Origin of the sequence: Kyrpidia tusciae DSM 2912, assembly GCF_000092905.1 — a bacterium.
In the GTDB taxonomy this organism is placed as follows: Bacteria; Bacillota; Bacilli; order Kyrpidiales; family Kyrpidiaceae; genus Kyrpidia; species Kyrpidia tusciae.
In genome coordinates, this window is record NC_014098.1 from 1,090,510 (window position 1) to 1,105,772 (window position 15,263).

Consider the following 15,263-nt stretch of genomic DNA (forward strand, 5'->3'; position numbering starts at 1 on the left):
ACCCGAAGCTACTCCTTGCGGTGTCGTCGTGGTACAATTTAAAGCTATAAAGCGTTGTGAGAAGAGGGCGAATCATGCGGTTGGTGATCGACAGGGTAGGGAAAACCTTTGTGGACAAAAATGGCCGGCAGACGGTGGCCCTGGAAAACATTGATTTGACGATCTCCGAAGAGGAGTTTGTCGCCATCGTCGGCCCGAGTGGCTGCGGCAAATCGACCCTATTGAACATGGTCGCAGGCCTGATGTCCCCGACCAGCGGGGAGATCTATTTTGCATCTGGAGAAAGGGAGATGGGGGGAGGGGAATCCCGGGCTTCGACGTCACCCCGTGTGGCTGTGGTTTTTCAAGAAGTGGCGCTTTTCCCCTGGCGGACGGTGTTGAAAAATGTCGAATTCGGACTGGAACAGCTCGGGGTGGGGCGCCGAGAGCGGCGGGAAATCGCCAAAAGTTATGTGGAGATGGTGGGGCTCGCCGGATTTGAGCAGAGCTACCCACACCAACTGTCTGGGGGAATGAGGCAAAGGGCCGGCATCGCCCGGGCTTTGGCGATTCGCCCGGATTTGCTTGTGATGGACGAGCCTCTGTCGGCCCTGGACGCGCAAACGCGGGTGATCATGCAGGAGGAGCTCGTAAAACTGTGGGAAAAAGCCCGGCACAAAACTCTCTACGTGACCCACAACATCGAGGAAGCCGTCTATCTCGCCGACCGGGTGGTGGTCCTGTCCCGGCGCCCGGGCCGCATCATCCGCACCCTGTCCATCGAATTGCCCCGGGGCGCCCGGCAGGAGCCCGGGCATAGGCGGGAGATCGGCGACTATGTCCAATCGATCTGGGGACTGATTCGCGAAGACGCCGAGAAAGCCATGATGGAAGGGGCGGAATAATGGGGATAAGCGTCGAATCTTTTTCTGGAACAGAGCAAAAACACCCGATTCGGAATCGAATGGAGTTTTTGGAACGTCCGGTCCCGGGTTGGGTGGCCCCCCTCGGCATCCTCATCCTTCTCGGGGCGTGGCAAGGGGTGTCCATGGCGGGGTGGGTGTCGGCCAGCGCACTCCCCGCGCCATCGGACATCCTCCGGGACGGCTGGGAGATGGTCCGGGGGGGCGAGCTGTGGCCCGAACTCTATGCGAGCCTCGTGCGGATTGTACTCGGATTTGTGATTGGCGCCGCTGCCGGGGTGACGATCGGGGTCCTCCTCGGGATTTCCCGCTTGGCGGAAGCGGTGGGACTCCCGGTGGTCAACAGTCTCTACCCAATCCCGAAGATCGCGATTCTTCCTCTCATTATGTTGTGGCTCGGCATTGGAGAGATCTCCAAAGTGACGGTCATCGCCGTGGGCGTGGCCTTCCCGATGATTTTCAACACTTACTCCGGGGTTCGTAACGCAGATCCCCTTCTGGTCAAGGCGGCGGTGAGCTTTGGCGCCGGGCGGGGCGACCTCATTCGGAAGGTGATTCTTCCCGGGGCTTTACCGACGATTGTCGCCGGGCTTCGGATCTCCGTGGGCACGTCCTTGTTGCTCCTGGTGGCGGCGGAGATGATCGCGGCGGAACACGGGATTGGGGCACTCATTCTCAAATATTCGAATTTGATGATGACCACCCGGGTGATGGTCGGGGTGGTGGTGCTCAGCATTCTCGGGCTTTTGTTCAATCGCTTGTTGTCATACCTGGAACACAAATGGATCCCCTGGAAACACGCGTAGACTGCCAACGCCGGACCGGCGGGGCGGGTCAATTCTTAAACACAGAGGTGGCCGACGTGGGAAAAACAAGAATGCGAATGATTGCGGGAACGGGGCTTGTCGCCCTGTTGGCGCTTGGCCTCACGGCCTGCGGATCCGGGGCGGCGCCCTCAGGGGGGACGGCTCCCTCCGGGACCTCCGGTGGCAAAACAACGGTGACGGTGGGCACGACCCCTTTGGTCAGCTCAGCCCCTTTATACCTCGCCAAGGACATGGGATTCTGGGATAAGTACGGTATTCAGGTCGATCTCAAAACGTTTCAAGCGGCTCAGCCCATCAGTGTCGCAACCGCCGCCGGGGACCTGGATGTCTCGGCCACCGGCGTGACGGCGAGCCTTTTCAATTTGTACGAAGGCGGTAAAAAGATGTATCTGGTGGCCGATAAGGGTAGGATTTGGCCCGGCCAACATTTTCAGGCGTTTCTCGTGAGCAACAAGGCCTGGGATGCCGGCCTGACCTCCGCCCAAGGGCTCAAAGGGAAAAAGGTCGGAATTTCCCAGACCGGCTCGACTTTTGATTATTTGCTCGGAAAATACCTGGAGCAAAACGGCATGAAGTTGTCCGACGTCACAAGGACGCCCCTGGGAGAATTGACCAACATGGCCTCGGCTTTGGAGAGCGGCCAGGTGGATGCCGCCATTCTGCCCCAGCCTTTTGCGGATAAATTGTTAAACAGCCACAAAGCCCACCTGTTGGTGTGGCTGGATGATGAGGTGAAAACCGACCTATTGGCAGTGGCCTATTCGCCGAAATTCGCCCAGAACCGCGACGCCGCCGTGCGTTTTATGGAAGGGTACATCGAGTCCACAAAATGGTACATGGACCACGTGTTCAACGCCAAAAACCCCAAGGACCCCGATTATCAAAAGGCTTTGTCGATTATTGGGAAATACACCTCAGAACAGCCCGATCAGGTGGCGAAGGAACTGGTGTATGTGGACCCCCAGGGGGCACTTTGGGCGGACAACATTCAAGAACAGTTGGACTGGTATAAAGCTCAGGGATTCGTGAAAGGAAATGTACAGGCAAAAGATGTTATAGATACGTCTTTCCAACAGGAGGCGCTCAAAAAGCTTGGCCAGTGATGCCGGGCCAGTGCTGACGCATGAACCGGGAAGCCCTTGGGACGCTTGACTTCAGAGCGCGTCTCAAGAAAATTTGATTGCAAATACGACTGGACAGTTTTGAGCCCATCTGAGATGATAACCTTGGAGATGATGTCGAGAGGTGAGTCTCAGATGGACGTACCCTTTTGGATTGGCGACCGAGAGTTTCGCGAGGCGGACCTGGAATTGATTCGAAACACGGTCCAGCGGTTTTCCCGCTTGAGTCGAGAGGAAATCGCGGCGACCTTGTGTGAGAATCTGCCGTGGAAGTCCCCGAATGGCCGGCTGAAAGTCGAAGCCTGCCACAAGCTGCTTCTAAAACTCGAGCAAAAAGGAGTGATTACTCTTCCGCCCTTGCGAGCCCAGGGTCCCCGAGGGTGCCGGGAACGAAGAGGGGGGGTGGTACAAACCCAGCTTCAGGCGTGCCTGCGGGATGTCCTTCCGGTCATCGTGGAGCCGGTCCGTCCGGAAGAACGGGCAGACTGGAACGCGACCATGGCGACGTATCACCCGTTGGGGTACCTTCGTGGGATCGGGGCCCGCATCCAGTACTGGATCCGGGCACAGGGGCCAAACGGACCGGTCATTGTGGGGGCGATGTTGTTTGGGGCTGCGGCGAAGGCCCTGGCTGCACGGGATCAGTGGATCGGATGGACGGCGGAGCAGCGCAGGCGGTATCGCCCACGAATCGTGAACAACAATCGGTTTCTGATTCTGCCGGGTGTACAGATTCCCCATCTGGCCAGTCATGCGCTTGCGTTGGCGGCCCGGCGGATTCGAGCGGATTGGAAGGCGCGCTATGGGTTTGAACCGGTTCTTTTGGAGACGTTTATCGAACCCCAATATCCAGGGACTTGCTACCGAGCGGCCAACTGGATCGAGATCGGGAAGACGGCGGGACGAGGAAGACAGGATCGATTCTTCGAGTATGGAACGTCCGTGAAATCGATCTGGGTCTATCCGCTGGTGCGGGACTGGCGGAAGCGGTTGGTCGAACCCTTTCCACAGCTTGTGGAAGACGAGTGGGGGGAATCGAGATGACGCTTCGGAATCCCGAGTCGATTCACCCCTGGACCCTTCCGAATCGGAAAAGCTCGTATCGAAACAGCGAGGAGGAGCGAGCGGACCGGCAAACGGCCGTGGAAGCCCAGTTGCCGGTTTGGCGAGCGTTGTTGCCGGGCTTGATGGAGAAGTTTTCGCGGATTGCCGACCCCCGACGTCCAGGGAGCATTCGGCACAAACTGACTGTGCTTCTGACGTTTGGGCTGTTTATGTTTATCTTTCAGTATGCCTCCCGCAGAAGAGCCAATCGGGAACTGACGCGTCCAACGTTTTGGGAACACTTTCGGGAGATCTTTCCGGAGGTGGAAACCATCCCGCATATGGACACGGTGCAGCGGATCTTGGAACGGATCAATCCGGGGGAGCTCGAGGAGGTGATGACGGCGACGGTGAAGCGCCTTCTGCGGTCGGGACGACTGAAGGCGCTGTTGGTCGAGAAGCAATACGTGATCGCCATAGACGGCACCCAAAAGGCGAGTCGGGGGCAGCCCTGGGCCTCGGAGGCTTTGCATCGTCGGCACGGGGAGAACCAGGCCTCGTCCATGGCCTATGCCCTGGAGGCCAGCCTTGTCAGCCCTCAAGGGGTGGTCCTCCCGTTTCTCACGGAGTTTTGCGAGAATGCGGCTGAGCAGCAGGAGTTCGAGAAGCAAGACAGTGAACTGAAGGCCTGCAAACGGCTGCTGACCCGCCTGCGCAAGATGTTTCCCAAATTGCGGATCTTGGTGGTGGCTGACGGGCTGTACCCCAACGGGCCGATGATGGCGCTGTGTCGGGATCTGCATCTGGACTTTATGTTTGTCCTGCCCCAAAGCTGTTTGCCCAGTGTGTGGGAAGAGGTCAAAGGCTTGAGAAAGATCGAACCCAACGAGCGGAGACACCGGTGGGGCAATCGCGAGCAAATCTTTTGGTGGATCAATCAGATCGACTATGATTTCAGGGAGGCTTCCGGGGCGCACCGTCGGCTTAAGGTGCATGTCGTGGGATGTACAGAGTTTTGGGAAGAGGGGGGGAAGCAGCAGGAGGCGCATTGGGCGTGGGTGTCCGGGCAGCCGCTGACGGCACAAAATGTGGTGAACCGCTGCAATCGTGCGGCACGCCACCGATGGGACATTGAGGAACAGATCCTGACGGAGAAGCACCGGGGATACGCGTATGAGCACCTGTACTCCACCGACTGGACGGCGATGCGAAACTGGCACGTGCTGATGCACCTCGGCCATCTGGTGAACGTCATGGCCTTGCATACCGAAGGGCTGATGAAGAAAGTGCGGGAACTGGGCTTTAGCGGGACGTTGAAGTTTTTGTACGAAAGCTGGACGCAGGGGTGGATGGATCGGGACTGGCTGCTGGCGCGTTGCCAAGGTCCTCCGCGGCTGACGATGGCGTTTTAACAGGAATATCTTGCAACATCGTTCTGCGGGGGAGGGGAGGTGTAACCCCTGGGGATCCAATAATCAACAGAAATAGATTTTCCCGTTATTCAGGGCGATTCTCCTTTACAGGGACACCCTACAGGTAGAAGGGATTCAGAGTCCGGGGCCGCCTCAGCTGCCTCCGAATTTTTTCTACACCGGTTCATGCGTCAGCACTGATGCCGGGCCCAGTTTCTTGACGTTTGGTCGGCCCGTTCGCTATCATGAGGCTGAGTGGCAGGTGGATGTCAGTCCCGTCCCTGCGCCCCGGGGCGGGCTTTTTGTTTGTGGGTGGGGGACGGGCCGACCCCGTCTCCCGTGGTGAAGGAGGGATTCGGGGTGTTGACACAGCGACCGCGGGGGATGCACGACATCCTGCCCCAGGAGGCGTCCCTGTGGCATGAGATTGAGGAGGCGGCCCGGCGAATTTGTGCGCGATACGGTTTTTCGGAGGTGCGCACCCCGATTCTGGAGCACACGGAGTTGTTTCAGCGGGGGGTCGGAGAGAACACCGATATCGTGGAAAAAGAGATGTACACATTTAATGATCGCGGCGGCCGCAGCATGACCCTGCGTCCGGAAGGCACGGCGGGGGCCGTTCGGGCTTATGTGGAACACAAGTTTTACGGTGGGCCGCAGCCCATCAAATGGTTTTATCTCGGCCCGATGTTTCGTTATGAGCGACCTCAGGCCGGACGGCAGCGCCAGTTTCACCAGTTCGGGGTCGAAGTGTTCGGGGTGGCGGACCCGGCCGTGGACGCCGAGGTGATTGCCCTGGGCCTGGATTTTTTGGAGGATATCGGCTTGGAAGGGCTGCGCCTGGAATTGAATAGCGTGGGCTGTCCCCAGTGCCGGCCGATGTACCGGGAGCGCCTGCAGGCGTACTACCGACCGTTGCGAGAACAACTGTGTGAGGATTGCCGGGACCGATTGGAACGCAACCCATTGCGGCTACTCGATTGTAAGCGGGAGACCTGCAAGGCTCTTGCCGAGCGGGCGCCCAGGATCGAAGAGGCGCTGTGCGAGGAGTGCCGGGCCCATGACGAGGGGGTGCACCGCCATCTGGAAGCCGCCGGCATTGCCTACGAGATCAACCCCCGGCTCGTCAGGGGTCTCGATTATTATACCCGCACAGCCTTCGAAGTGGTGGAAGATGGAATCGGGGCCCAGGGCACGGTGCTGGGCGGAGGCCGTTACAACGGGTTGGTGGAGGAGCTGGGCGGCCCTTCGGTGCCCGGGATCGGCTTTGCCGCCGGGTTGGAGCGATTGATCTTGGCCCTTGAGCAGCGCCGGGGCGAGGGGACCTCCGAAACCGGTGTGGATGTGTTCGGCATCGCTCTCGGGGATGAGGCGTCGGTGGAGCTGACGGGGTGGCTGCGCCGCCTGCGGGCCTTGGGCTGTCGGGCGGAGCGGGGGTTCGAAGGGAAAAGCCTCAAAGCCCAGTTGAAGGCGGCGGACCGACTGGGTGCCCGGTGGGCTCTCATCCTGGGAGAGGAGGAGCGGCGCCGGGGCGTGGTGATGGTGAAAGATCTGGCGGGCGGTGAACAACGAGAGCTGCCCGTTTTGGAAGTGGAGTCATGGTGGAAGGAGACCGAGCATGGCACAGGCAGGTAAGGAATCGTTGACGCGCACCGCGATGTGCGGACGGCTGACCGAGTCCGACATCGGCCGGGAGGTGGTTCTCAGCGGCTGGGTTCAGCGGCGGCGGGATCTGGGTGGAGTGATTTTTCTGGATCTGCGGGACCGCAGTGGAATCGTTCAAGTGGTGTCGAGTCAAGAGTTTGGAGAGGCTGCCTTTGCGGTGGCGGATCTCGTGCGCAACGAATATGTGATCAGCGTGCGGGGGGATGTGGTGGCGCGGGATCCGGAGACGGTCAATCCGAACCTGGAGACCGGAACCATCGAAGTGAGGGCCCGGGAGGTGGAGTTGCTCAACCGGTCGAAGCCGACTCCCTTTCCCATCGAGGACGGCATTGATGTGGATGAATCGGTGCGTTTGCGGTTTCGCTATTTGGATCTGCGGCGGCCGGAGATGCAGCGGACGTTTTTGTTGCGGCACCGGGCCATGCAACAAGTTCGGCGGTTCCTGGACCTGCATGGGTTCATGGAAATCGAGACCCCCATGTTGACCCGCAGGACGCCAGAAGGGGCCAGGGACTATCTCGTCCCCAGCCGGGTGCACCCCGGACAATTCTACGCCCTGCCCCAGTCTCCCCAGTTGTTCAAACAACTGTTGATGGTCTCAGGGTTCGAACGGTATTTTCAGATCGTCAGGTGCTTCCGGGACGAGGATCTCCGTGCAGACCGCCAGCCGGAATTCACCCAGATCGACATTGAAATGTCTTTTATGCCCCTGACGGAGTTCCAGGAATTGATGGAGCGGATGATGGCCGAGTTGTTTCAGGAACTGCTCGGGGTGACGGTTCCCCTCCCGTTTCGTCGGATACCCTATGACGAGGCGATGCTCCGGTACGGTTCGGACAAACCGGATTTGCGGTTCGGCCTGGAGATTCGGGATGTGACGGAGATGGTCAAAACCTGTGGGTTCCGGGTGTTTCAAAGTGCGGTGAACTCAGGCGGTGCGGTGCGCGGGCTCAACGCCAAGGGATGCGGGGGGTTTAGCCGCAAGGAAATCGACGATTTGGGGGCCTTGGCCGGGCAGCTCGGCGCGAAGGGCCTGGCGTGGATGGTCATCACAGAGGAGGGGGTCAAATCTCCCATTGCCAAGTTTTTTACCGACGAGGAACTCGGTGCCATCCGGCGGGAGCTGGGTGCCGAGGTCGGGGACCTGCTTCTTTTTGTCGCCGACCGTCCGGAGATCTGCGCGGAAGTGTTGGGGCAACTCCGGTTGCATCTGGGGCGCCGACTCGGACTGATCGACGACGCGTCTTTCGCCTTTGCGTGGATCACCGATTTTCCATTGTTTAGTTATGACGAAGAGGAAAAACGATGGGTGGCGGAACATCATCCCTTCACGATGCCTCGATGGGAAGATGTGGATTTGATGGAACGAGACCCGGCGCGGGTGCGGGCTCAGGCCTACGACATGGTGCTCAATGGCTACGAGATCGGAGGGGGCAGTCTGCGCATCTACCGCCGGGATATCCAGGAGGCGATGTTCCGGACCCTCGGATTCTCCATGGACGAGGCCCGGGAGAAATTCGGGTTTTTGTTGGAAGCCTTCGAATATGGCGCTCCGCCCCACGGGGGGATGGCTTTCGGGTTCGATCGGGTGATCATGCTCATGGCGGGCAAATCGTCGATCCGGGAGTGTATTGCGTTTCCGAAGACGGCCAGCGCCTCGTGCCTCTTGACCGGGGCTCCTTCGCAGATCTCGGACGAGCAATGGCGGGAGTTGCACATCCGCCCGGATGGCGTGACGGCCGGACAATAGGCCGGACATGAGCCCGGGACGGAGAATTTCTCCATTGCACGGCGGGAAGTGCTGTGGTACCATAAAGATGCGGAGAGAGAGCGGGCGAGCTCGCGATACCGCGACGATCCGTTGGTTTGGGCCCTTCTGTGCTAGTGATCTATCGTGAAGTTTTGAGCCAACACCGTTAAAAAGGGAGACCGGGGTCGCCACGGGGCGCATAAGCCATCTTCGGGTGGACATGTAAACCGCGACGCAGGTCACCCACCTGCCGAGGGCAGGTTCAAAACTCAGGGACACGGCATGGCAGGGCTCTTACCCCATATATGGAGGATCAGCGAAAACGGGCGAAGGCCCGTTGTTTTTTTATGTTGGAAAGTAGAGTATAATGATGAAGTTACGGGTGAAAGAAGGGCGGAAACATGGATCTGTTTTCCTATCGCGAAGAGCAGGAGCGGCGGGTGAACGCGCCCCTGGCGGTTCGCATGCGCCCGGCGACCCTCGACGAGTTGATGGGGCAGGAGGAGATCGTCGGCCCTGGCACCCTTCTCCGTCGAGCCATTGAGGCGGACCGACTCACTTCGGTAATCTTTTACGGACCTCCGGGCGTGGGTAAAACGACCCTGGCTCGCCTGATCGCGGGGTACACCCGCTCTGTTTTCGTCACCCTCAGCGCCGTGACCGCGGGTATTGCTGATTTGCGCCGGGTGGTGGATGATGCCCGGGACCGTTTGGGGATGTATGGGCAGAAAACAACGTTGTTTATAGACGAGATCCATCGTTTCAATAAAGCCCAACAAGACGCCCTTCTGCCTCACATGGAAGACGGCTTGGTCATTCTCATCGGGGCGACGACCGAAAATCCGTATTTTGAGGTGAACAAAGCACTTCTTTCCCGATCCCTGGTGTTCGCCCTACGGCCGCTCACTCCGGAGGCTTTGAAAACGATCGCAAGGCGGGCGATCGCAGACAAAGAACGGGGCCTCGGTACGATGCCTCTTGAGGTGCATGAGGAGGCGTTGGATCACTGGGTGCGCTACTGTGAAGGAGATGCCCGCAGGCTGTTGGGCGCCTTGGAACTTGCCGCCTTGACGACCGCGCCGGACGACCGGGGTCGGATCGTGATCACTCGGTCGGTGGCTGAAGCATCCATTCAGCGCCGGGCGGTGGTTTACGATCGGGAAGGGGACGCCCATTACGATACCATCTCCGCCTTCATTAAATCGGTCCGGGGCTCGGATCCCGATGCAGCATTATTGTGGCTGGCGAAGATGCTTAAGGCGGGCGAGGACCCGCTGTTTATTGCCCGGCGGTTGGTGATACTGGCCAGTGAGGACATCGGAAATGCCGATCCCCAAGGTCTGGTGGTGGCCACATCGGCTTTTCAAGCAGTCCAGTGGCTGGGAATGCCTGAAGGGAGGATTCCCCTCGCCCAGGCCACGACCTACCTGGCTACGGCACCGAAGAGCAATGCCAGCTATATGGCACTGGAGAAAGCATTGGCCGAGGTCGGCCAAGGGCTTGACTTGACCGTGCCTCGCCATCTTCGCGACGCCCATTATGGAGGAGCAAAGGCCCTCGGTCACGGAGAAGGGTATCTCTACCCCCACGATTATCCTGGCCACTGGGTGGAACAGTCCTATCTGCCCCCGGGGATGGCACCCCGGCGGTATTATCGGCCCAGCGATCAAGGCTACGAGGAACAGATCGCCCGTTTTATGGCCGCACGCCGAAAAGAAGGCGAGCTGTCGGGCAAAGAAAAGGGGGGAGCGGGCACGTCTCAGGGCGAGGGCCGCCCGGATGGGGAAGAGCATCACGTTGAAGGGAGTGGGACTGCATGAAGCTGTCCACCCGAGGTCGGTATGGAATCACGCTGATGGTGGATCTGGCGATCAACAGTGGGGACCAGCCGGTGTCTCTGAAATCGATCGCCGAGCGGCAGAATCTGTCCGAACATTATTTGGAGCAACTGATCGCGCCCCTGCGCAATGCCGGGCTCGTCAAAAGTATCCGGGGCGCGTACGGGGGCTATGTCCTGGCGAAGCCCGCCCAGGAGATCACGGCCGGGGACATCGTCCGGGTGCTGGAGGGCCCCATCACTGTGGTGGAAGATGAGCCCACGGGCCTTCGCAGGCTGTGGGACGAGGTGCGGGATGCCATTAACGCCGTATTGGACAGGACCACGTTGGCCGATCTGGCGGAGATGATGCGCCAGGGAACGGATGACGGTTTGATGTTCTACATTTGAACGCAAGAGGTGGGGCCGATGGGGGGCATCTATTTGGACCACGCGGCGACCACCTTCGTGCTTCCGGAAGTGCGGGAAGCCATGGCTCGCCATCTTGAAGAACGGGTGGGGAACCCGTCGAGTATTCACGAGTTCGGCCGCAGAGCCAAGGCGACTTTGGAGGATGCCCGGGAGGCCGTGGCGGCGCTGATTGGCGCCAGCCCGGCAGAACTGGTGTTCACCAGCGGGGGCACGGAGGCGGACAACGCCGCGTTAATCGGTGCCGTTTTGGCTTTGCGGGATCGAGGTCGGCACGTGGTGACCACGGCCATCGAGCACCACGCGGTGTTGCACACGGCTCGACAACTTCAGGATTGGGGCTTTGATGTCACCTATGTGCACCCGGGGCCACAGGGTGTGGTGAAAGCCGAAGATGTGGCCGGGGCGATTCGGCCGGATACAGTATTAGTCAGCGTCATGTGGGTAAACAACGAAACCGGGGCGGTTCAACCCGTCCGGGAGATCGGTGCCTTGGTCAAGGAGCGGGGCCTCTTGTTTCATACCGATGCGGTCCAGGCGGTGCCCTGGCTCCCGGTGGAAGTGGACGACATCGGCTGTGACCTGTTGTCCGTATCCGCCCACAAGCTGCATGGACCTCAAGGGATTGGGGCGCTGTTTGTCCGGAAGGGTACGCCCTGGGTGCCGCTCCTGTACGGCGGGGCCCAGGAGCGGGGCAGACGGGCGGGAACGGAGAATGTCCCCGGCATCGTCGGATTTGGGGCGGCGGCCGCCTGGATCAAAGGGCGGCGGGCAGCAGGGTTGGATCATGCGGAACGGCTGAGAAAAATTTTTCTCGGAACAGTCCGGGAGGAGTTTGGCCAGGTCCTGGTTCATTCCCCGGAAGACGGCATTCCCGCCATCTTGAATGTCGCGTTTCCCGGGGTTTCGGCGGAGACTTTGTTGATGAATCTCGATCTGCACGGAATTGCGGCGTCGAGCGGTTCGGCGTGTACTTCCGGGTCTTTAGAGCCCTCCCATGTGCTGCAGGCGATGGGACTTGAGGACGCGGTGGTGCGAAGTTCCTTGCGCTTTAGCTTTTCGATACAAACCACAGAGGAGGAGGTGCGGGAGGCCGGACGCGCGGTGGGGCGGATCGCCCGGCGATTGGTCCGGCCCGGTGGCCATGGATAAGGGGACCGTGGTGGTTGCCATGAGCGGCGGCGTGGACAGTTCGGTCACCGCCGCCCTGCTCAAGGAACGGGGATACGATGTAATCGGAATTACCATGCGGCTGCGGGGGGGAGAAGAGACTTCTTCCGGCCGGGGGTGCTGCTCGGTGGATGATGTGAGCGACGCTCGGCGGGTCTGTCAGTCGCTGGGGATTCCCTTTTATGCCGTCAATTACCGCGAGGCTTTCGAAAAACGGGTCATTCAGTATTTTGAAGACGAATACAAGCGGGGACGGACGCCGAACCCCTGCATTGCCTGCAACATGTATATGAAGTACGATCTGCTCCTGGAGCAGGCGGTGGATCTCGGGGCGGACTACCTGGCCACGGGACATTACGCCCGGGTACTGTACGACGAATCCCGGGGTCGCTATGTGTTGCGCAAGGCGGAGGACCGGCGAAAAGACCAGACCTATGTCCTGTATCACCTGACTCAGGAACAGCTCGCCCGGACCTTGTTCCCCCTCGGGGAGTACGAGAAGTCCGAGGTTCGGGAGATGGCGAGGAAATTTGGGCTCCGGGTGGCGAACAAGGCGGAGAGCCAGGACATCTGTTTCATCCCGAATGGGGATTACGGAGAATTTCTCCGTCGGAGGATGGGGGATTCAGCCGTAGCGCCGGGGGATTTTGTCGATACCGAAGGGCATGTGGTCGGTCGGCACGAAGGGGTTTCGTTCTACACCATCGGCCAGCGAAAGGGTTTGGGGGTGGCGGTGGGACACCCCGTTTATGTGGTGGACATTCAGCCTGAGCGCAATCGGGTGGTCTTGGGGCCCAAGGAGCGGGTGTTTTCGCCGGGCCTCGTGGCTTCGAAGGTGAATTGGCTCTCCCTTCCCCGGCCGAACGGCCCGATCCGAGTGAGCGCGAAGATTCGCTATGGGGCGCCGGAGGCTGCGGCCACGCTCTATCCCGAGGAGGCAGGGCGGGTTCGGGTGGAGTTCGATGAGCCTCAGCGGGCGGTGACCCCGGGGCAGGCGGTGGTGTTCTACCGGGGGGAGGAAGTGGTCGGCGGGGGAACGATTGAAAAAAGTTTAGCCTTGGCCTGAGGGGATGCCCTGGCTTGCAACGGGGCATTCCGGCTTTCGGCCGCCAATTCAGGACGATTTCCCGAAAAAATGGATTGACAAGTGTATTTTTGTTGCTTCCGGTTGGAAAATACGCTATAATAAGGGCAGCTCGGGTTCCCGATCGAAACCCGGGCGAGTTGAACCAAGGAGGGATTCAGATGAGTCAAGCGGCTTGGACGGCATGGCTGAGCGCGTTGCTGGGGCTGTGGTTCATCGTGTCACCTTGGGTTTTCAACTTCAGCCAGAACGTCGGGGCGATGTGGAACAGCATTATTGTCGGCATCGTCGTGGCGGTCTTGTCGGCCTATGCGGGCTCCCAGATGAGTAAAAGGGGTTCGTAACCGTAATGGCACTTATTATCCACTAGTTTAATCATCGAGGATAACCGGGCATACCGGCCCCCTCACCCGAACGGCGAGGGGGTTTTTTGTGCCCCGGGCCTGGGGCGTGGATTTAATTTTCCGCGGAGGAGATAGGATTCGTGTGCGTCGCTTGGGCCTCATTTGCCTGGCGCAAAACGCGGATCTCCACGCGAATCCAGAGCGAAACGGAACATGACGATAAAATAGGCGGCGCCAATAACTTTTCGTCATTTGGTCACATTGTCATCGGCGATTCGTTCGGCGTGGGTGTAGACATTCATCCCATTCCCCCTGAGAAACCCCGCCACCGTTACTCCGAGTTCGTCGGCCAAGCGTAAGCCCAGGTCTGTCGGGGCCGATTTGGAGAGCAGGATCGGCACGCCCATCTTGGCGACTTTCAACAGCACCTCCGAGGAGACGCGGCCGCTGAACACCACCATGGCCTGAGTTGCGTCAAACCTTCCCCTGAGGGCCCAGCCGTAGAGTTTGTCGAGAGCATTGTGCCGTCCGACGTCCGCGCGGACAGCGACGAGATCCCCGGAAGATTGTGCCAAAGCCGCGTGATGGATGCCTCCGGTGGCGTGAAAGAGCTGGGATGCCTGCTGCAAAGAAGCCATGGCTCTAAAACAGGCTTCCGGGGACACGGTCCAGGTGCCGATGATCTTCCGGGCGGTGCGTGCGTCGTTGAAAAAATAAAATGAAGTCCGCCCCCGGCCGCAGCAACTGGTGAGGATCCGTTTTCCGAACATCCTCCGGGCGGGTGTCGACAGCTTGGGCAGGGATGCCCACACGACACCTTCCGCAGTGTCCACGGTGAGGGACCCGATGTCTTCCGCGCCCCGGATTAGCCCTTCCGAGGCGAGAAAGCCGGTAATGAGCTCCTCCACACAGTCGGGGGTGCAGACCAGGGTCACGAATTCCTCGTCGTTCACATAGAGGGTGAGCGGTGTTTCCACCGCCACCGTATCGTCGAACTCTTGGACGTGATCGAGAGTGATTCTTTTGGCTTTATACGAGCGGACGTTTGCCGCCATGAAGATCTCCTCGCTTTAGATTCCCAGCCCGCCGGCGTGCGGACCTCTTTGTTCACGCCAAGCGACCGGAGCTATTTGGTTGACTCCGTTCTTAGAATAATGCTACATTGTTTTTGCGGGGGATGAAAGGATGGAGGAGTCGCGGCGGGATCGCGAGCAAGCGTTCGCGAATTTGGTACGGGCCTATCGGAAAAACCATATCGGCAAGGGACCGGAAAAGATCAAGGTGACCTTTTTTGGAAACTGGGCCATCGCCCACATGGCCGGGAGCCTCAGCCCGGTTGAGCGATTTATTGCGCGCACCGATCAGGGACGGATGATGATTTGGCAGGCGAGAACGCACATGATTAAAGAATTATACCAACAAACGCGTCCCGTGGACATGGAGGCTTTGGTGGGCGCGAATTTTGTAAAATTGTTCACCGATATTGACGTCGATCAAGATGAGGTGGTGTCCGTATTTGTTTTTGATCGGCCCATCGATGGGGGGACTCGCATGAATGAATTATAGGCCACAGGTTGGATCCGGAAACAAGGGAACACGGGTTGGAACACGGTACTTACAGTGTGCTGGTGACTAACCATCGCGATGAATCGGAATATGGCTGAGGTGCATGGGGAGTGTACCGGCCGACAGCCGATCG

The 15,263-nt window shown here is 59.5% G+C and carries 14 protein-coding genes and 1 other RNA gene; 14 read left to right on the plus strand and 1 reads right to left on the minus strand.

From position 1 onward, the window contains the following. The first annotated feature begins 74 nt into the window (after window positions 1-74). The 13 genes from BTUS_RS05455 to BTUS_RS05510 all read left to right on the plus strand — a co-directional run bounded on the left by BTUS_RS05455 (window position 75) and on the right by BTUS_RS05510 (window position 13,564). Entirely contained in the window at window positions 75-884 is an 810-nt protein-coding gene (locus BTUS_RS05455; RefSeq protein ID WP_013075114.1) for an ABC transporter ATP-binding protein, read from the plus strand. Next, a complete protein-coding gene (locus BTUS_RS05460; protein ID WP_013075115.1) occupies window positions 884-1,708 on the plus strand; it encodes an ABC transporter permease in 825 nt (274 codons plus the stop codon). The genes BTUS_RS05455 and BTUS_RS05460 overlap by 1 nt, the downstream gene beginning before the upstream one ends. Before the next feature lie 56 nt (window positions 1,709-1,764). Beyond that, window positions 1,765-2,832, plus strand: coding sequence for an ABC transporter substrate-binding protein (locus tag BTUS_RS05465; RefSeq protein ID WP_013075116.1), 1,068 nt, complete (start codon window positions 1,765-1,767; stop codon window positions 2,830-2,832). A gap of 153 nt (window positions 2,833-2,985) precedes the next feature. Next, window positions 2,986-3,894 carry a Druantia anti-phage system protein DruA gene (locus tag BTUS_RS05470; RefSeq protein WP_013074943.1) on the plus strand — a complete coding sequence of 303 codons (909 nt, stop codon included), beginning with the start codon at window positions 2,986-2,988 and terminating at the stop codon, window positions 3,892-3,894. Continuing rightward, the gene (locus BTUS_RS05475) at window positions 3,891-5,306 is read left to right on the plus strand and encodes a transposase family protein (protein WP_013075117.1); all 1,416 of its coding nucleotides are present in this window, start codon (window positions 3,891-3,893) and stop codon (window positions 5,304-5,306) included. Before BTUS_RS05470 ends, BTUS_RS05475 begins: the two co-directional genes overlap by 4 nt. 360 nt (window positions 5,307-5,666) lie before the next feature. Then, window positions 5,667-6,941: a histidine--tRNA ligase gene (gene hisS / locus BTUS_RS05480; RefSeq protein WP_013075118.1), complete on the plus strand. Its 1,275-nt coding sequence runs from the start codon at window positions 5,667-5,669 to the stop codon at window positions 6,939-6,941. Next, the gene (gene aspS, locus BTUS_RS05485; RefSeq protein WP_013075119.1) at window positions 6,925-8,721 is read left to right on the plus strand and encodes an aspartate--tRNA ligase; all 1,797 of its coding nucleotides are present in this window, start codon (window positions 6,925-6,927) and stop codon (window positions 8,719-8,721) included. Before hisS ends, aspS begins: the two co-directional genes overlap by 17 nt. A 117-nt stretch (window positions 8,722-8,838) precedes the next feature. Beyond that, a non-coding RNA gene (ssrS, locus tag BTUS_RS17395) (6S RNA) lies at window positions 8,839-9,017 on the plus strand. Between the two features lie 105 nt (window positions 9,018-9,122). Then, window positions 9,123-10,541, plus strand: a complete 1,419-nt coding sequence (locus tag BTUS_RS05490) for a replication-associated recombination protein A (RefSeq protein WP_013075120.1) — start codon at window positions 9,123-9,125, stop codon at window positions 10,539-10,541. Next, complete coding sequence (gene cymR / locus BTUS_RS05495; RefSeq protein ID WP_013075121.1) at window positions 10,538-10,948, plus strand: cysteine metabolism transcriptional regulator CymR; 411 nt, start codon at window positions 10,538-10,540, stop codon at window positions 10,946-10,948. The genes BTUS_RS05490 and cymR overlap by 4 nt, the downstream gene beginning before the upstream one ends. A gap of 18 nt (window positions 10,949-10,966) precedes the next feature. Then, window positions 10,967-12,118, plus strand: a complete 1,152-nt coding sequence (locus BTUS_RS05500) for a cysteine desulfurase family protein (RefSeq protein WP_013075122.1) — start codon at window positions 10,967-10,969, stop codon at window positions 12,116-12,118. Continuing rightward, window positions 12,111-13,202 carry a tRNA 2-thiouridine(34) synthase MnmA gene (gene mnmA / locus BTUS_RS05505; RefSeq protein ID WP_013075123.1) on the plus strand — a complete coding sequence of 364 codons (1,092 nt, stop codon included), beginning with the start codon at window positions 12,111-12,113 and terminating at the stop codon, window positions 13,200-13,202. The genes BTUS_RS05500 and mnmA overlap by 8 nt, the downstream gene beginning before the upstream one ends. Before the next feature lie 179 nt (window positions 13,203-13,381). Continuing rightward, complete coding sequence (locus BTUS_RS05510; protein ID WP_013075124.1) at window positions 13,382-13,564, plus strand: SPW repeat protein; 183 nt, start codon at window positions 13,382-13,384, stop codon at window positions 13,562-13,564. A 248-nt stretch (window positions 13,565-13,812) separates the two neighbouring features. Here the strand turns inward: BTUS_RS05510 and fdhD are convergent, their stop codons facing one another. Then, window positions 13,813-14,619, minus strand: coding sequence for a formate dehydrogenase accessory sulfurtransferase FdhD (fdhD, locus tag BTUS_RS05515; RefSeq protein ID WP_013075125.1), 807 nt, complete (start codon window positions 14,617-14,619; stop codon window positions 13,813-13,815). A 130-nt stretch (window positions 14,620-14,749) separates the two neighbouring features. On the opposite strand from fdhD, the gene BTUS_RS05520 reads away from it, so the two are divergent. Then, complete coding sequence (locus BTUS_RS05520) at window positions 14,750-15,130, plus strand: DUF2294 domain-containing protein (protein WP_013075126.1); 381 nt, start codon at window positions 14,750-14,752, stop codon at window positions 15,128-15,130. Window positions 15,131-15,263 lie beyond the last annotated feature (133 nt).